Origin of the sequence: Acetobacter sp. DsW_059 (genome assembly GCF_002153695.1) — a bacterium.
Classification (GTDB): Bacteria; Pseudomonadota; Alphaproteobacteria; order Acetobacterales; family Acetobacteraceae; genus Acetobacter; species Acetobacter thailandicus.
The window spans coordinates 1-18,153 of record NZ_JOPI01000025.1 but is presented as its reverse complement, the minus strand read 5'-3'; the positions used below and the strand labels follow the sequence as shown (position 1 = coordinate 18,153).

Annotated in this window: 13 protein-coding genes and 1 pseudogene; 7 read left to right on the top strand and 7 right to left on the bottom strand. The window is 49.1% G+C overall.

Annotated elements, in window-relative coordinates:
- Positions 1-233: 233 nt before the first annotated feature.
- Complete coding sequence (gene typA, locus HK25_RS06510; RefSeq protein WP_086555098.1) at positions 234-2,057, bottom strand: translational GTPase TypA; 1,824 nt, start codon at positions 2,055-2,057, stop codon at positions 234-236.
- A 346-nt stretch (positions 2,058-2,403) separates the two neighbouring features.
- On the opposite strand from typA, the gene HK25_RS06505 reads away from it, so the two are divergent.
- The 4 genes from HK25_RS06505 to HK25_RS06490 are packed head-to-tail and all read left to right on the top strand — an operon-like array spanning position 2,404 to position 5,168.
- Entirely contained in the window at positions 2,404-2,670 is a 267-nt protein-coding gene (locus HK25_RS06505; protein ID WP_086555097.1) for a FeoA family protein, read from the top strand.
- Positions 2,667-4,505, top strand: a complete 1,839-nt coding sequence (feoB, locus tag HK25_RS06500) for a ferrous iron transport protein B (protein WP_086635693.1) — start codon at positions 2,667-2,669, stop codon at positions 4,503-4,505. Before HK25_RS06505 ends, feoB begins: the two co-directional genes overlap by 4 nt.
- A gap of 15 nt (positions 4,506-4,520) precedes the next feature.
- The gene (locus HK25_RS06495; protein ID WP_086635692.1) at positions 4,521-4,757 is read left to right on the top strand and encodes a DUF6587 family protein; all 237 of its coding nucleotides are present in this window, start codon (positions 4,521-4,523) and stop codon (positions 4,755-4,757) included.
- 3 nt (positions 4,758-4,760) lie between these two features.
- On the top strand, positions 4,761-5,168 hold the full coding sequence (locus HK25_RS06490; RefSeq protein WP_233127728.1) for a hypothetical protein: 408 nt from the start codon (positions 4,761-4,763) through the stop codon (positions 5,166-5,168).
- 19 nt (positions 5,169-5,187) lie between these two features.
- Here the strand turns inward: HK25_RS06490 and HK25_RS06485 are convergent, their stop codons facing one another.
- Positions 5,188-5,616, bottom strand: a complete 429-nt coding sequence (locus HK25_RS06485; RefSeq protein WP_086635691.1) for a hypothetical protein — start codon at positions 5,614-5,616, stop codon at positions 5,188-5,190.
- A gap of 256 nt (positions 5,617-5,872) precedes the next feature.
- On the opposite strand from HK25_RS06485, the gene HK25_RS06480 reads away from it, so the two are divergent.
- The 3 genes from HK25_RS06480 to lexA all read left to right on the top strand — a co-directional run bounded on the left by HK25_RS06480 (position 5,873) and on the right by lexA (position 10,168).
- On the top strand, positions 5,873-7,048 hold the full coding sequence (locus HK25_RS06480) for a serine hydrolase (RefSeq protein WP_086635690.1): 1,176 nt from the start codon (positions 5,873-5,875) through the stop codon (positions 7,046-7,048).
- Between the two features lie 138 nt (positions 7,049-7,186).
- Entirely contained in the window at positions 7,187-9,400 is a 2,214-nt protein-coding gene (locus tag HK25_RS06475) for a TonB-dependent siderophore receptor (RefSeq protein WP_086635689.1), read from the top strand.
- A gap of 99 nt (positions 9,401-9,499) precedes the next feature.
- Positions 9,500-10,168 (top strand): transcriptional repressor LexA, encoded by a 669-nt coding sequence (lexA, locus tag HK25_RS06470; RefSeq protein WP_086555091.1) that lies wholly within the window; start codon positions 9,500-9,502, stop codon positions 10,166-10,168.
- Between the two features lie 39 nt (positions 10,169-10,207).
- Here the strand turns inward: lexA and HK25_RS06465 are convergent, their stop codons facing one another.
- The 5 genes and pseudogenes from HK25_RS06465 to HK25_RS06445 all read right to left on the bottom strand — a co-directional run.
- A complete protein-coding gene (locus HK25_RS06465) occupies positions 10,208-10,957 on the bottom strand; it encodes an ABC transporter permease (RefSeq protein WP_158092927.1) in 750 nt (249 codons plus the stop codon).
- A gap of 62 nt (positions 10,958-11,019) precedes the next feature.
- Positions 11,020-11,844, bottom strand: a complete 825-nt coding sequence (locus tag HK25_RS06460; RefSeq protein WP_086555089.1) for an ABC transporter ATP-binding protein — start codon at positions 11,842-11,844, stop codon at positions 11,020-11,022.
- Positions 11,841-13,166: a glycosyltransferase gene (locus HK25_RS06455; protein WP_086635687.1), complete on the bottom strand. Its 1,326-nt coding sequence runs from the start codon at positions 13,164-13,166 to the stop codon at positions 11,841-11,843. Before HK25_RS06455 ends, HK25_RS06460 begins: the two co-directional genes overlap by 4 nt.
- Positions 13,166-14,353 carry a non-ribosomal peptide synthetase gene (locus HK25_RS13370; RefSeq protein WP_255406291.1) on the bottom strand — a complete coding sequence of 396 codons (1,188 nt, stop codon included), beginning with the start codon at positions 14,351-14,353 and terminating at the stop codon, positions 13,166-13,168. The genes HK25_RS06455 and HK25_RS13370 overlap by 1 nt, the downstream gene beginning before the upstream one ends.
- 24 nt (positions 14,354-14,377) lie before the next feature.
- A pseudogene (locus HK25_RS06445) lies at positions 14,378-17,186 on the bottom strand (amino acid adenylation domain-containing protein); the annotation flags it as partial.
- Positions 17,187-18,153: the final 967 nt, after the last annotated feature.

Below are 18,153 nucleotides of genomic sequence, written 5' to 3'. Positions count from 1 at the left end.
ATACACAAACCCGACTAACATCCTGTTTATAACACGATCGCAAGACATCGTCTTGATATAAATTTTATAAATAAACGCGATTTGCCAGTATTTAAACTTATACTGATTATATTGCTGACATAATCCTGTTGTCAGGCATTACAAAACAACCTGCCATACCCCAATACCCGTTTTTGCACATAAAAAAAGCCAGCCTGCTATGCACAGGCTGGCCCTCTTCTAACGATAATGCCTCAGGCGTTATCGCCCTTACGTTCACGTTTTTTACGCTCATTCGGGTCAAGATAACGCTTACGCAGACGAACAGCTGAAGGTGTAACCTCAACCAGCTCATCATCTTCAATGTAAGCAATAGCCTGCTCAAGCGACATACGACGTGGCGGAACCAGCAGAAGTGCATCGTCTTTACCGGCTGCACGAATGTTGGTCAGCTTCTTTTCACGAACCGGATTTACTTCCAGGTCATTTTCACGTGAATGCTCACCAATGATCATACCAACGTAAACTTTTTCACCGGCATCAACAAACAGCGTGCCACGGTCCTGCAGTGAGAACAAAGAGTACTGTGTGGTTGCACCATCTTCAGCTGAAATCAGCGAACCGTTACGACGGCCTTCAATCGTGCCTGCATATGGCTGATAGCCATGGAAGAGACGGTTCATGATACCCGTACCGCGTGTATCGGTCAGGAACTCACCATGATAACCAATCAGACCACGTGAAGGGATAATAAAGGTCAGACGAACTTTATCACCACCTGACGGGCGCATATCCTGCATCTGGCCTTTACGCAGAGACATCTTCTCTACGACAACACCTGAATAAGGCTCGTCCACGTCGATCATAACTTCTTCGTATGGCTCTTCGCGCTCACCTGTCTCCTCGTTAGTGCGATACAGCACGCGGGGACGACCGATTGTCAGCTCAAAGCCTTCACGACGCATGGTTTCAATCAGAACACCAAGCTGAAGCTCGCCACGGCCTGCGACTTCAAAAGCTTCGCTTTCGGGGCTTTCTGTCACGCGGATCGCAACGTTACCTTCTGTTTCCTTAAACAGACGGTCACGAATCTGACGTGATGTCACTTTCTTGCCTTCACGACCACCCAGAGGGCCATCATTGAGGCGGAATGTCATAGACAGGGTTGGCGGATCAACCGGGATAGATTCCAGAGGCTCAGCCACTTCAGGTGCTGCGATTGTGTCAGGAATAGTCGCTTCTGACAGACCCGCAACAGCAACGATATCGCCGGCTTCAACTTCATCAACCGCAACGCGATCAAGCCCACGGAAAGACAGCAGTTTCGTCAGACGGCCTGTTTCAACCACAGAACCATCGCGACGGAGCACCTTAACGGGCATATTAACTTTAGCACGTCCCTGCTCAACACGACCGGTCAGTACGCGACCAAGGAAGTTGTCATTTTCAAGAATAGTCGCCGTCATAGCGAACGGCTTTTCTTTATCCAGTGCAGGTGATGGCACATGACGCAGAATCAGGTCGAACATCGGGCTGAGGTCTTTACGTGCCCCGTCGAGTTCTTCATCTGCCCAGCCCTGACGGCCTGAAGCGTACAGCATCGGGAAGTCAAGCTGCTCTTCATTTGCATCGAGTGAAGCAAACAGATCAAAAATTTCGTTATGAACTTCGTCCGGGCGGGCATCGCCACGGTCAATTTTGTTCACAACAACAATTGGTTTCAGACCACGTGCCAGTGCTTTACCAACCACAAATTTTGTCTGTGGCAGTGCACCTTCAGCAGAATCGACCAGCACAATTGCACCGTCAACCATGCTCAGAATACGCTCAACTTCACCGCCAAAGTCAGCATGTCCGGGTGTATCAATAATGTTGATACGGGTATCATTCCATACAACAGATGTACATTTAGCCAGAATGGTGATGCCACGCTCGCGTTCCAGGTCATTGCTGTCCATCGCGCGTTCAGCAACCTGCTGATGCTCATGGAAGGAGCCGGACTGCTTAAGCAATTCATCAACGAGTGTAGTTTTGCCATGATCAACGTGAGCAATGATGGCGATATTGCGGATATCCATGAAGAGTGCCTGATTTTCCCTGCGGGTTCTTCCGCCCCCTATTCGCTAAAAAAGGAGGCAGTTAAGACGTCACATAAATAAAGTTCTGGCTTGTCATTAAACGTCAGCGGGCAGAATTGCACGTAAAATCATTATGAAAACGACACACTGCTCTTATTTTTACCTGTCAGAGAACGGTTTTCTGCCCCTCCGGCCCGTTTATGGCTCATATATCCTGCCTGCAATGGACAGATCACCGGCATGAGAGTATTTTACAGTTGAGGATCATTCGCAACACGGACATGACAGGCATCCGGTTCAGAGGACCCTCCCTACCCGCCACCTCTCAGGACAGGACCAGTCAGCCGTGCGCCTCAGTAAGCTTCCGCTTTATGAAACAGCAGTCATCGACCGTGTTACCCCTCTGACATCATCAGACACGATTGCCCGGCGCCTGAGTGAGCTGGGTTTCGTACCGGGTGAACCGGTCAGGGTCGTAGCTCTGGGCCCGCTGGGAGGAGACCCCATGGCGGTAGAAATAGGCTTTACGCGCTTTGCACTGAGACATTCTGAGGCAGAACGCATCATATTGCGCACACCTGCCCCGCTGCCTGACCAGAAGCATTCTGCATGACCTCCGACAAGCCTTTACAGGTTGCTCTGGCTGGCAACCCAAACTGTGGAAAAACAGCTCTTTTTAACCAGCTGACTGGCAGCCGCCAGAAGGTGGCCAATTATGCGGGTGTTACCGTAGAACGAAAAATGGGGAAACTCGTCACCCCGGCTGGCCGCAAAGTTAAAATTCTTGACCTGCCTGGCACTTACAGCCTGTCTGCTGCCAGCCCTGATGAAATGGTCACCCGTGATGTCTGTCGCGGTGTTTACCGGGGTGAGCCTGCCCCTGACCTGCTGATCAGTGTTGTAGCAGCCACCAACCTGCGCCTGCATCTGCGTTTTATGCTCGAGCTCCGGCAACTCGGGCGCCCGATGATTGTCGTGCTCAACATGATTGATGCGGCAGGTAAACAGGGCCTGCATATCGACCTGAAGCGACTGGAAAAAGAACTCGGACTACCAGTTGTCACTGCCGTCGGCATTAAACGTGGCGGTGCAGATAATGTGCTCAGAGCACTTGATTCCCCTCCGGTCGCTCCACCTCCTCCACTGCCAGATGACACAGATCTGCATGAGGAAATCAGACGCATTATGGCGCTCTGCGTCAGCGTTCATGAAGACCGCAAACAGCAGCTTGAAGAAAAACTCGACCGCTGGGTGCTGCACCCCGTCTGGGGCATGTGTATTTTATTCGTGCTGCTCTTTATCATGTTCCAGGCAGTTTTCTCCTGGGCCCAGCCGGTTATGGATCTGCTCGACAGCATCATGAAACAAGTGGCTGACCTGACACATGCAGTGCTGCCTGCTGGCCAGATCAGTAACCTGCTGACAGATGGCATCATTGCCGGTGCCGGCACAGTCATCGTCTTTTTGCCGCAGATTCTTATTTTATTTTTATGGATTCTGGCCCTCGAGGAATCGGGGTATCTGCCCAGAGCAGCCTTCATGCTTGATAAAATAATGGCTGCAGCCGGGCTGAGTGGCCGCTCTTTCATTCCTCTTCTTTCCAGCTTTGCCTGTGCTGTACCCGGCATTATGGCTACCCGTACGATTCAGAGCCCGCGTGACCGGATGGTGACAATTCTGATCGCCCCGCTCATGACATGCTCTGCCCGGCTGCCTGTTTACACACTTCTTATCAGCGCTTTTGTTCCCTCACGGCATATTCTCAAAATCTTTAATCTCCAGGGGCTGGTGCTCTTTCTTTTATATGGTGCCGGAATACTGAGCGCACTGCTTGTCTCGCGGCTTTTTAAACGTAGCGGCGCAAACGAACCACCTTTACTGATGGAACTGCCCAACTACCGGCTGCCAGGTCTGCAAAGCCTTGCCATTGAGCTCTGGCAGCGCGCTCGTATATTCCTCTCACGCGTCGGCAGTATTATCGTCACACTCAGTGTCATCATGTGGGCACTTTCGAGCTTCCCTGCGCCACCGCCAGGGGGCACGCTGCCTGCTATTGATTATAGTCTGGCTGGTCGAATCGGCCATTTTCTGCTTCCTCTGTTTGCTCCTCTTGGCTTTAACTGGCAGATCTGTGTGGCCCTCATCCCGGGTCTGGCAGCACGTGAAGTCGCAATCAGTGCTCTTGCCACGGTTTATTCGGTCGGCTCGTCAGAAGCTGATGCTGCGGCTCAGCTTGCACCTTTACTCTCTTCTCAGTGGAGCGTTGCAACTGCTTTGTCTTTACTGGCATGGTATGTTTACGCCCCGCAGTGTTTTTCAACCCTGGCCGTTATTAAACGCGAAACCCGGTCATGGCGCATGGTCTGCATCACTGCGGGTTATCTCTTTGGCATGGCCTATGCGGCATCTCTGCTCACCTATCACATAACCCGGTTCTTTAGTGGTTAAAGCAGGAGGCGAAACATGGTTCAGATTCTCATCGTCAGCATTCTTGTTCTATTCTGTGCCGGTTACTGGCTGCAAAGGCTGGCTCCCTCTTTAATGAAACCTTTCTGGCGGGGGCTGGCTCTTACTCTCAGCAACCTGCACGTGCTGCCAGGCCTGCGCGGCAAAGCTGAGAAACTGGCCTCACCCGGCATTACCCGCACCGGATGTGGCGGCTGCAAAGGCTGTGATTCCAAAGGTGGAGGTTGCCATTAACCTGTGTTTCTGAGCAAGGTGCTGCCTGAAACAGGCACTATCAGAACACAGGACCACCCCGTGACAGAAACAGACAACATTCCCCGCACACCTAAAGCGCTGACCGCCGCCGTCATTATTATGGGTGTACTTATCATTGTTGGTACTGTCACACTGGTGGGACTGATCATTCATCGCATCGGCCATCACAGCAACGCACAATCTGCTCTGCCTGCGCATGTACCATTACAGGACGCTGTCACAACCCAGACCGAACTCCCGCCAGGAACAATACTGACTGGTATGACCCGTGTGCAGGACGACCTGCTGGCTTTGCAGGTAAATGAAAACGGTGAGCAAAAAATTCTTCTGTGGCAGGTCAGTACCCGCCGCCTGCTGCCTGGCCTGACTATACCGGCAGCAAAACACTAAAAACTAACCTGATTGCTAATCAGATGACATCATCCTGAAACTGAGAAAAATACTGGCGGTCTACCTCTCTCTGATGACGACGAAGCTGCTCAAACTCTGAAACACCACGCCAGAAGGCAAAAGGCTGCTGCCGGCTCATCAGCACTTCGAGTGTTTCGCCTCGTTTTTCTGCTATCTCTTCAAAAAGGGCATATGCGTCCTCGATGACGTATCGCATGGACGCACCTCCATAATACACCAGAGGGTGATGCTCCAGCTGGCGGCAACGAAACAGGAAAAGCTCAAGCGCTTTTCCTGCCTCTTTTCTCAGCTCTGAAAGTTTATCAGCTTCAAAACTGATCCGGCCTGACAGCCCTATAAACTCACCAGACATCATAAATGTTTTCGTATTCAGCGTTACAACAGCCGGCACGCCTCTGACGATCATAATATCACGTATTACTTCCACCTGACCTGAACCTTACACCAACGCCCTGCCGGTCTTGTCAGCTCAGAGCCTGACGAAAAGCTCTGTCTGGTCAGTCGGCTCACTATGTCTTCGGGAATATCAGAATTTAAGATATTTTATGACAAAAAATTTAATTTTCTGATCAGTATTTTTCTCTCGCTGAAAAGCAGAAATTGATAAATCTCTTTTACACTCGGCTGTTCCATTATTTTTTCAAACCCTTAGCGTTGCAGGCCGGTTAAGGAGCTCAGATAACATGACACAGTCTTTTTCTTATACAGGCCGACGACGCTTCCTGACACAGGCCCTGGCCGGAACGATGACTCTGGGGCTGCCGTCATACGTTTTTGCTCAGGCATCAGCTGACTTTAATGGTAACACGCTTGACAGGCTATTTCTGAATGCCGTCAGCGAACACGAGATACCAGGTGCTGTGGCTGCAATTGGCAGCAAAGGGAAAACAATATGGCGGGGTGTCTTTGGCCACCAGGCCCTGATACCCCACCCCGAATCCATGACCTGGCATACGCTCTTTGATATGGCCTCTCTTACGAAGCCTCTTATCACGGCTCCCTCAGTCATGCAGCTATATGAACAAGGCAAAATAAAACTCGACACGCCTGCCTGCCACTATCTGCCTGATTTTGCCGCTCAGGGAAAAGAGCATATTACGATACGCCATCTGCTGACACATTACTCAGGCCTGCAACCCGACCTTGACCTGGGGACACCATGGTCAGGCAAAGAAATTGCTGCACAGCTGGCCTGTAACGCCGCACCACAGAACAAAGCCGGCAAAAAATTCGTCTATAGCGATATTAATTATATTGTTCTCGGACTGATTGTGGAGGCCCTCTCAGGGCTGCCGCTCGATATCTATGCCACACGTCATATTCTGCAGCCTCTTGGTCTTAAACGGTCATTCTTCAGGCCTGATCCTGCATTATATGATGATATTGCTCCCACTCAGTTCGATGAAAACGGCACTATGCTGCGCGGAGTCGTTCACGATCCTACAGCAAGAAGAATGGGCGGTGTGGCAGGCCATGCCGGCCTTTTCTCATGCGCTGATGACATCATCACATACGCAAAAGCACTTCTGGCACGCCGCGCTGGACAGCCGTCGCTTTTTCCGCTCTCACAGAAAACTGTTATCATGATGTCTACCCCGCAGCAGCCACATAAAAAAACAGATCTGCGCGGCCTGGGGTGGGATATTAACACCCATTATTCAACACCACGTGGCGCTGTTTTTCCGCTGACCTCATTTGGTCATACCGGTTTTACCGGCACATCGCTCTGGCTGGTGCCTGAAACGCAGACTTTTGTAATAATTTTAACGAACCGTGTGCATCCTGACGGAAAAGGCAAGATCATTCCGCTTCGCCATGATGTCGCGACGGAAGCTGCCATAGCACTCCGCCAGAATTAAGGCTTACCAGTTATCCCGCTGATATTCAGAGGGATAATTTTCTGACTGAGTATATTCCTTCATATATAGACAAATCACATAAGTTACGGCAGAAGAACGTTTATTCCGTGTTATTCCTTCTGAAATCTGATTGCCCTGATGAAATACTCTCTCTCCGCTCTGCTCCTTCTCTCAACCACTGTTATCGGCGAAGGTGCTACGGCTTTTGCACAAACAAACCTGCAGACAACGACACATTCAGGAGCAGGGAAAGCGCAGCCAGCAGGAAAAAGAGAAGCCATTACTGTCACAGGGCATACGGCAGCAGGCGCCTTGGCAAACTATAACAAACCCGATGCAACACTCGGACCGCTAGGCACACGCCGCACACTTGATACGCCAATGTCGATTATGACAGTGCCTCACGATGTCATTGTTAATCAGCAGGCCCGCAATATTAACGACCTGATGTCTTATATGCCCTCAGTACAGCTTGAAATTCGCGGCGACCCTAATACCAGCCGCCCCCAGTCTCGCGGGTTTGAAGCTGATGTTGTTTCAAACACCCGCATGGACGGACTAAACATTGTATCGACCACCCCCTATGCGGCTGAGCAGTTTGATAACCTTCAGGTGCTTAACGGCCTGGCCGGTGCATTATATGGCACACAAAACCCCGCAGGTACCTTTGAATACAGTCTGAAACGCCCCACTGATAACCGCTTTAACCGCCTGACTGTCGGTGTAGATTCGATCGGTACTGTTATGGAGCATGCAGACCTGTCAGGCCGGCTTGGCCGCAATAAATGGTTTGGCTACCGTATCAACCTGCTGCACGGCAATGGCACAAGCTATGTTCAGGACAGCTGGGTACGCCGTAACCTTGTCAGTGCTGACTTTGACTTTCGCCTGGATAGTAAAACAACGATTGAAGTTGATGCCAGCCACTACACATATGATGAGCGCGGCACACCAGGCGGCTTTGCTTTTGGTGACACAATTGATCTGCCCAAAGCCCCTGATATGGGAAAAGCCGGCCTGGGTCAGAAATATGCCGGCTTCAACATGGAAACCAATACATTTCTGGCCAAAATCAAACATCGCTTTAACGACAACTGGAGCATGACACTGGGCGGCCTATATCAGGATGCTATCCGCCAGGTTTTTGCTACGGCCAACACGCTGACCGATAACAGTGGCGATTATACACAAAGCATCGCAGCAGCGACCACGGCTAATGACTTCAGAGTAGGCAGTAACCTGGCTTATATTAACGGACGGGTTTTTACCGGCCCGGTCAGACATGATCTGGTGATTGGTACCAACGGTTATATGATGGGTAACTATAACCCCACAACCGGTGAAAAATTTACGCTTGGGAGCTCAAACCTCTATAATCCGCAAAAACTGCCAGGCCAGCAGCCCTACTATCACGGTCGCTACCGCTCGGCTTACGTTATGAACCAGTCGTTTATTGTGGGAGATACAATACGTCTGGACAGACACTGGTCAATTATGGGCACATTATCATGGAGCTGGATACGCACTGACAGCTGGAGCAACCCGCTGGCAGCTTCTTACAAACACTCTGTTTACAAACGCTCTGCTGCATTCAGTCCTATGACCAGTCTGATTTACAAACTGACCGATAATCAGACAGCCTACTTTACCTATGGCCGTTCGGTGCAGCCTGGCACAGTCGCCCCCGCGGGTGCAGCCAATGTGAACGAATATACCAGCCCGCTGCGTAGTGAAGAATATGAAGTGGGCTACAAAATCATGTTCAGAAAACTCCAGATCAACGTCGCCGGCTTTCGTATGACCCGCCCGTTTGGCTATACTGATCCCACAACGCACATCTTTAACACCTATGGCAACCAGCGCAATTATGGTGTTGAAGCACAAATTGCCGGTTATATTCTGCCCAACCTCTCTGTTCTGGCCGGCATGACCTGGCTTGATGCTCAGATGGGTAACACTGGCAACGTCGCCACCAGCCATAAAGAAGTTGTTGGTGCTCCTCCTGTACAGGCTAACGTTTTACTGGATTATCGCCTGCCTGCTTCAACGGGTGATATTGCTTCACGCCTGGCTTTCAATGCCTCGGTGCATTACACCGGCCGCCGCGCTGCAAACCTGACCAACTCCACCTATGCAGCCTCATACGTTACACTTGACCTTGGCACACGCTTTGCCTTCAGAGCCGCACGACACCCGTGGATGGCCCGCTTTGGTGTCTCAAACGTGGCAAATGAACGCTACTGGGCATCTGTTTACCCGACCTCAATCAACGGGGCGAGTGCTACAGCCAATAACAGTGCCTATGCCGGCCTGCCGCGTACGTTTCATTTCACTCTTGAGGCTGACTTCTGAACCTTATGCAACCACGATCAAATCTTGACCTGAAAAAAGAACCTATATAGAACAAAAAACATTATCCCTCTGAGATTCTGCCGAAAAGGTGCCTGAGTTATGCTAACACGCAAACAATATGCCCTTTTGCAGTTTATTGACTCATACCTCAAAAAAACCGGCTTTTCACCCTCGTTCGATGAGATGAAAACCGCCATGGGGTTACGTTCTAAATCAGGGATACATCGCCTTATTTCAGGTCTGGAAGAACGCGGTTTTCTGAAGCGACACCACCACCGTGCCCGTGCACTGGAAGTGCTGCAACGACCTGAAATGCTGGCTAACGAAGCCGAAGAGCCATTACCGCACAACGTTGTCAGAGGGAAATTTTCATCCCCTCAGGCGCCTTCCTGCAAAGTTCCCCTCTACGGGCGGATTGCCGCCGGCCTGCCTATTATGGCCATGCCCGAAACACTTTCTTACATCGACATCCCTTCTGACCTGACAGGCTCAGGTGAGTATTATGCGCTGGAAGTTGCCGGGGATTCCATGATTAATGACGGGATACTGGACGGCGATACCGTTGTGATAAGACGCACTGAACACGCAGAAAGTGGTCAGATTATCGTTGCTCTGATTGACGAGAATGAGGTCACACTCAAACGTCTGCGTCGTAAAGGCAAAACGATTGCACTTGAAGCGGCTAACCCCAGCTATGAAACGCGTATTATACCAGCGGAAAGACTGAGAATTCAGGGTACGCTGGCTGGTCTGATACGCCGGTACTGATACGGGTTACTGTACCGAAACAGGCTCTGCTGCCGGCCTTTAATCAGGCCGAACACGTGAAAACGCAAATGTTGCAGCAAAAGCCGCGACAATATTGACTACAATTAAAATAAACACCGACATAATCGGATCATAATAATACTGACCGCCCAGTGCACCCCGCATCCCATCAATACCATAGGATAACGGGTTAAGAGAGGTCAGTGTTACCACCAGCAGCTTTTGTCCCTCCAGAGGGAACACCGCCCCGGACAAATAAAATAAGGGGGTTGCAACAAAATTTACAATCTGCCCAAAACTCTGTGTGTCTTTAAGAACAGAGCCCAGAATACTGCCAATAAACGAAAAGAAAATCGCAATCAGCACCGCAAAGCCAAAGGCTATCAAAACACCTCCGGCAGGCACTTTATGTAGACCGGCAACAGAGCAGACCACCCCAACCAGAACTGCCTGAATCAGCGCAACAGTTGTCACGCCCAGCGCACGCCCGAACAAAATACATGTGCGCGAAGCCGGAGCAACCATCGTCTCTTTAATAAAACCAAACTGCCGGTCCCATAGCAGATCATTGCCAGCAAATACTGTATTAAACAAAATGCACGAACCCAGCACACCCGGTACCAGAAAGGCAAAATAATCCCCCCGGCCAGCCTGCTGGTAAATAGGAGAAAAACCAAGCCCCAGAGCTACCAGGAACAGGAATGGCTGAGCAAGAGCTGAAAAAACGCGTCCAGGTGCGCGCAAATACGCCATTACCTGACGTCTCCACAGACAATAAATCAGATCCATGGCTGTTCTCCACCACTGCATTGCAGTGCCGTAAATATATCCTGTAAAATTATACTGTTCATTTAATTATCCGCTTCAGGCAAAGCATCTTCTATTTCTGTTTTGCCTGCAAAAAATACAGATTCGCGCTCTGATAACTGACCGGTCAGAGATAAAAATGCATCTTCAAGCGTCTGACCTTTTGCGTGACTGATCACATCAGAGACAGAACCGGCTGCTATAATTTTACCCTGATTAATCACAGCCACTGTATCTGCAAAACGCTCTACCTCATCGAGGTAATGTGTTGTTAGAAAAACTGTCAGATTTTGTGTTTTTTTAAGAAAATGAAGATGGTCCCACAATAATCTCCGACTTTGCGGATCAAGCCCCAGTGTCGGCTCATCAAGAAAAATAAGCACCGGCTGATGCAGCAAAGCACGAGCCAGTTCAACCCGTCGTTTAAGCCCGCCTGAAAGTTTTTCGACAATAACACGCTGATGGGACGTAATGTTAAACAGCTCAAGAACTTCAGCTATTCTTCTTTTACGCTCACTGCGCGGTATTTGATAAAAAGAGCAGTGCATCCATAAATTTTCATACACTGTGGCAGTCTGATCAAGCGTACAATCCTGAAACACAACACCGAAGCGCCGTCTGACTTCATAAGCCTGACGTGCAACATCCATCCCGTCTATTTTAATCACCCCTTTATCAGGCGGCAATAATGTTGTGAGCATTTTAATAGTCGTGGTTTTGCCTGCGCCATTTGGCCCAAGGAAAGCAAAAACCTCCCCAGCTTTCACACTAAAACTGATATCGTTAACAGCACGCTTCTTGCCGTATTCTTTAACGACATTCTGCACACTGATCATGTCTGATGCCTGAAATGCCGCAGTCTCTTTCATAAGCCGGCGGGCTCCGCCTGTTTTTTTTCTTTTGTCTTAACCGGGGGTTCCCTGAACATACCCCATTTATCCAGCGTATCAATTGCTGCCTGAATACCATCCTCTGAGCGAATTTCTTCCCCCAGAATTTTAGCAGCTTTAAGGAAACGTGGCCCCTGCGCCATATGAATAGCATCGGCAAGCTGCTCAGATGTCAGAGTTTTCCGGTCAAGCATAACAGGATTAATCCCTATTTCGTGCATACGCCACCTCCAGAAAAACTGATCTGCTACGAATGGCAACAAAATTTGTGGAATACCGGCACGAGCCGCTGCCGCCACAGTGCCTGCACCACCGTGATGCACGGCGAGTGAAACCCGAGGAAAAAGCCAGTCATGCGGCACACTGTCTACGAAAAAGATCCTTTCATCAGCAGAGACTAACTGGTTTTTAGCTAAAGCTCCCCAGCCTGTAGCCACAACGGCTCTGCGCCCGGATTTACGTATTGCGTCAAGTATTTTACGTGTAAATTCTTCAGAACGGCCGGTTCTCATACTACCAAAACCAACATAAATTGGCTTATCGTTGCCGCTCTCAAGAAAAGCAACGAGATCTGCAGGCGCTGTCCATGCATCTGCCTGGTCGTAAAACCAGTTACCAGTCACTGCTATTCGGTCAGAACGCCAGTCAGAAGGCTGAGGCAGCAGATACCTGCTGTAGGCATACAAAATATATCTGTTGCCGGAATCCCCATACTCTGAAGACCATGGCCCCATCCATGAAAACTGCTCCAGCCCCAGCTCCTTACGAATGATAGAAGCCGGGTTAGCCAGAACACGCCACACGATCAGCCTTACAAGATGCCCCAGCAAAAAATTAACAATTCCGGGCATACGTTTTTTCGGTGAAGGCCACAGGGGGGGGATCTCTTTGCTCGGCGTCAGTGGCATAAACTGCGTCTGAACAAAAGGAATACCACGTTTCTCTGACAAAGAGGCACCAAGCACTGTACCGGAGCCAGAGCCAATAATCAGATCTGCACCTTCTGTCGCTTCCCAGCCCTGCTGTGCCCACAAAGGCATCCAGGTTGTCATAACCTGAGATACCTTTTTACCAATCGTGAAGGGATGTCCTTCATCAAGTGCGGCATGCTCTTTAGCCATCAGCTCAGCAAAGTCAGACCGCAGGGGGGCATGCGTAAGGCCTGAAGTTTCAATCAGCTCCTTATGATTGTCAGATGTCGCAATAACGATGTCATGGCCTTTTTCCTTAAGCCTGCGCCCCAGCGCTACGAAAGGACGCGCATCACCCTGAGTTCCAATTGTAATGATAACAATTTTCATTATTTTACCTCATGAGCACAGCGTGAATCAGACGGGTTTAATGGAAAACCATATGGCAACCCCCCGCCCTCTTCTCTGCTCTTTTTTAGATAATCATTTAAAATAAAAGAAATTTTTTCAATATTTCCGGTTTTAAGCATATCCTGATGTCGCGCTGCCTGCTCGCAGATCATTACCCGCCCGGATGTATAATTTTTCCACTGCTCAGGGTTGTCGAACCTTACGCCCTCAGAGGCATCTCCTCCCTTTGCCGCGGCACGAATAAACAGAATATCTGTATCAGATTTACATGGTATATATTTCTGCAACATCGCCATATTACGCAATGTAACCTGGAGAAATACCTTAACCAGATTACTCTGATCTTTCTGACCATAGACTGCGCTTTGAGGAATCTGAGAAATATCAATCCCTTCAAGAAAGAGAGCTGCAACCTCTTCAGCAGTTTTTGGTTCAGGCCTGTCAGGATCTGTCCTGATATCAAGAAACTGTAATGCCAGACGGACATTTTCTTCAGAGGCAAGAGTAATATTACGGTGTGATTCTTCAAAAGGATAAGAATCAAGCATAGCAAGCATCTGAATCTGCTCGCCTCTTGCTCTCAGCTGTGCACTCAGCCCATGAGCGATTACACCTCCCATCGACCAGCCTACAAAGCAATACGGTCCATGCGGATGAATTTTTAAAATTTCATCGAGGTAAATATCTATCAGTTCTTCAACTGTTTCGGGGCTGTTCTCATTAAGCAATAACCCGGCATCCTGCAGGGCATAAACCGGATGTTCAGACGGTAAGAGTGCCACAAGCTCTTTAAAACTCCAGCTTATACCCAGAACCGGATGAATACAGAAAACCGGAACCCCCTCACCTTGCGGACGTAAAGGCAGCACAACAGAAAGCGGGTCAGCGGCCTCACCTTTACCAGCAAGGAACGGAGCCAGAGCAACAACTGTCGCTTCGGTAAAAATTTGCCCGACAGGCAGTTCGTATCCCAGCTCAGACAGTCTTGCGACCATCTGCAACACCATAAGGCTATCCCCACCCATACTGAAGAAGCTGGTATGAATATCAACTTCTGTAACGTGAAGGAGCTCTGCCCATATATCTGCCAGTATTTTCTCTTCATGCGTGCGGGGCAAAACTTTTTCGGAAAAAATTTCTTCTTTCGGTGTCAGAGCCTTCAACATACGCCGGTCAAGCTTACCGGCACTTGTCCGTGGTAAATGATCAACATACACAATGCGCCCGGGGACCATCTGCGCAGGCAGTTTTTCACTTATCTGCCGACGTACCACAACCGAATCATGCTGATCTGCCACCAGACAGGCAACCAGCACTGTCGTCATATCATCAGCTGATTTTTCAGCCAGAACAGCCGCCTGCCTGACGCCAGGCAATTGCATAAGAACACTTTCGACCTCTCCGGTCTCAATACGCATGCCTCTGATCTTTACCTGATCATCAGCGCGCCCTGACAGCCAGACCAGACCATCGGCTGTACGGACGGCTCTGTCACCTGTGCGATATGCCCGCTCGCCTGAAGGAGCGACAATGAAACGCTCCTGCGTCAGGTCAGGGCGGTTCAGATACCCTGTTGCCACCCCTGCACCGGCAATGAGCAATTCGCCTGTTACACCGTCAGGCAGCGCGTTACCGTCGCGGTTCACTATAAACAGGCTGGTATTGGCCAGAGGCCGCCCCACTGGCGGGTTAGCACAGCTCTCAGCTGTTAACCTGTATGCTGTTGACCAGATCGTTGTCTCTGTCGGACCATAAACATTGAACACAGCGCGGCTATTAGCAAACAGTTCAGATGCAAGCCCGGGAGAAAGAGCCTCCCCCCCCAGTTAACAACGTCAGGCCACATAAAGCTGAAGTAAGGCCACTACCGGTAAATGTTTTATATAATGTTGGGGTAGCCTGAAGAAATGTCACACCACAAAGATGAATTTTTTGTACCATCATGTGCGGATTACGTACATCCGCATGTGTTGCCACCACGACGCAACCACCAGCCACCACAGGCATCAGCAACTCAAGAACAGAAATATCAAACGTCAGCCCGGTTACTGCAAGCAGTCGGTCATTCTTTGTGAAATCAACTGTTTCTGTCATTGATAATAGTAAATTATACAGTGCAGAACATGGCACAACCACTCCTTTGGGGCGGCCTGTCGTACCGGATGTAAAACTTACATAAGCTGTCTGTGGCGGCACGCTGAATGCCGCACCGGATAAATCTGTTATCGGTAACTCTTCTTTTTTATCCAAACTCAGAACCAGAACAGCGTACCCATCAAACCATGATGTCAATGCATGGTCGCCAATAATCACCAGCGCCGGATTAGCCTCTTCAAGTATGACTGCGGCTCGCCCCCGGGGGCTTTCAGTATCAATTGCCACCCACGCACAACCGGCTTTAAGAATAGCCAGAAGAGCAATAACCATCCGCCTGTCACGAGGCAGTGCCACAGCAACCAGGTGACCGGGAGCAAGGCCCGCTGCCTTCAGACGTTTGGCAAGATGTTCAGCCTCCTCATACAAAAAACGTGAGGACACTGTCCCATCACAGTCAATAAGAGCAGACTCATGCCCTTTCCTGTCTAAAGACTGCATAAGGAGAGAGGCGGCATCATTGTCAGGCCACAGCCGCACCGCTGCTTCTTCCTCCGCGGCATGAAGCGCTTCTTCCTCCGCGGAAACAAGCGTAACAGAACTGATACACTGCCCAGGCCGCTCAAGAATCTTATTAACCATCAGGCGAATACGCTCCAGATGGGCATCAAGTTCTTCTGCAGTGTATAAAGCAGGGTTCGCATCAGCCTGAATGACCAGCCCTCTGCCATCCTGCCGGTCAAATACAAAAAAGGTCAGATCCTGCATTGAGCCATTACTGATGTTGCGATTACGGGCCACACACTCACCAAAAGCAAGCCTGTAGTTAAATGGCTCAATATTAATACCCAGACGGGTTATATGCTGCCCGGTCTCAAGCAGACCAAGATTACGACGAAGCTCCTCGTAGCGAAAAAGCTGATGCCTGAGCGCACGCATCATCACACTACGTGACTGCTGCACAAGGTCAGAGAAAGTAATACCTTCATCAAAATGGAAACGCAGTACGATCCCGTTTGCCACCATACCGGGTGTTTTACGCAATATGCGGTTAACACGCGCACTGACAGGCATGCCGACAACAAGATCATTCTGCTCTGTCACCAGAAAAATATAAGCCGCGAGCAACGCAGTCAGCGTCTGCGGTAAAGACCCGCCATACGCTTTGCCAACTTCGGTAATACGCTCCACACTTTCGGCTGACAAAGAAATTTCGCGAGCCAGCTCGCCACCATTCTCGCCGGTAAGCGGCTTCTGCGGACGAACAGACAAAGACACGGGCTCAGGCAGATCTGTCAGCTCACGCCGCCAGTATTCCTTATCCGCTTCATAGCGACGTGATTCGCCATAAATACGCTCCTGCTCTGACAAAATCTCTGGTGAATTATACTCTGATAACCCGGGCTCGCGCCCCTCAGCACGGGCGGAATAAACCTGTGCCACACGTGCAGCAACCAGCCCGCCGGTAAACCCGTCGAGGACGATGTGATGGCCACAATGAAACCAGACATAACGCTGATGACCAAGCCTGATCAGAGCATTTTTCCACAAAGACTGGGTTGTAATATCAGTCGGTTTACGGGTTTCTTTCTGCATCCAGTCCCAGGCAGAAGTATCAGGATCCGGATAATTACTCATATCAATAAGAGGAAAAGTGACGTCGTCACTGATAAAAGTAAGATATAAATTTTCGCTGTCAGAGAAAATACGCGACCGTAAAATCGCTATTTCATGTCGCACTTCATACAAAGAACGAAGAAACAATTCTTCATCAATATCTCCGTCAAGATAAAGCGCCTCTGCAATATTAAATGATGAACCCGGAGGCGCAATGTACTGGGCCATCCATAGCCCGCGCTGCGCCGTCGTAAGAGGAAGTAAATCCGGTAACTCTTTTCTGCTCATAACGCCCTCTGAAGACCACACCAGCGACCCGAAACCCACATAACTAAAACCACGTTTATTTCTTCTTTTTCATAAATAACTTTATATTAACCATGACAGCTATAATCTTATTGAGTATCAACACATCATTAAGACTTTTATCATTGAATCACATCAAAAATAGAAAAAAACTTTATTATAAGAGATAATTTTTATATTTATAAAATAAAAAAGCCTTTTCATTTTTCTATAACAAACAGAACATTCAAAAAATTTTGCCTCTGAGATTCGGTTTTTCAGATAACATAAAGTTAACAAAATTACAAATTTGAATCTTTATAATTATAAAGATTTATCATTTTACGTTAACCATTACGCTCTGAGTGCGACACCATAAAACGACACGACAGAGCCAGCTTAATAGCAGCCCGGGCTATATCGCGATTGCAGGTACATCCCACGCCGGAACGATATAAACTATCAGCGAACTAAGTTCTGAGATCTGCCTTATTGGCACCCCCGTTTCAGCCTCCTGATAATATTATGAATTACCCCAGGGCTTATGGAGACAGTCTCTTTATCATGTCAGGGGTATACGATGGTTTTACCCGACAATTTTACTCTCACCAAAAATGTATCAAACGTAATAATTAAAAAGACCAGTCACCTATATACATCTGACTTGCCCTACTACTTAATTTATAAAAATGGGCAGGAACCACTTATGGAAATAACATAAATGCACAAATATACACATATTAATTTTTTATATAAGTATTAATTTTTTAAAAACCAGAAACTACGACAACTAATACTGTATTTACTTTGAAAACTCTAAAAGGGAGACGCTTATCTATGAGCGTAATTCTGTAATGTCGTGCAGCATGACCTCGGCGTCCGGCACGCCAATCACATCCCTGCCACTTGCCTCATCTGTCGCACTGACTGACACGCTCCTTGGCGTCGTCACATCAGGCGGCGTGACAAC

Bases quoted from the DNA above. Each gene is read 5' to 3' on its own strand.
- typA (WP_086555098.1), bottom strand. From the start codon at position 2,057: ATGGATATCCGCAATATCGCCATCATTGCTCACGTTGATCATGGCAAA.
- feoB (WP_086635693.1), top strand. From the start codon at position 2,667: ATGACCTCCGACAAGCCTTTACAGGTTGCTCTGGCTGGCAACCCAAAC.
- HK25_RS06495 (WP_086635692.1), top strand. From the start codon at position 4,521: ATGGTTCAGATTCTCATCGTCAGCATTCTTGTTCTATTCTGTGCCGGT.
- HK25_RS06480 (WP_086635690.1), top strand. From the start codon at position 5,873: ATGACACAGTCTTTTTCTTATACAGGCCGACGACGCTTCCTGACACAG.
- HK25_RS06475 (WP_086635689.1), top strand. From the start codon at position 7,187: ATGAAATACTCTCTCTCCGCTCTGCTCCTTCTCTCAACCACTGTTATC.
- lexA (WP_086555091.1), top strand. From the start codon at position 9,500: ATGCTAACACGCAAACAATATGCCCTTTTGCAGTTTATTGACTCATAC.
- HK25_RS06465 (WP_158092927.1), bottom strand. From the start codon at position 10,957: ATGGATCTGATTTATTGTCTGTGGAGACGTCAGGTAATGGCGTATTTG.
- HK25_RS06460 (WP_086555089.1), bottom strand. From the start codon at position 11,844: ATGAAAGAGACTGCGGCATTTCAGGCATCAGACATGATCAGTGTGCAG.
- HK25_RS06455 (WP_086635687.1), bottom strand. From the start codon at position 13,166: ATGAAAATTGTTATCATTACAATTGGAACTCAGGGTGATGCGCGTCCT.
- HK25_RS13370 (WP_255406291.1), bottom strand. From the start codon at position 14,353: ATGTTGAAGGCTCTGACACCGAAAGAAGAAATTTTTTCCGAAAAAGTT.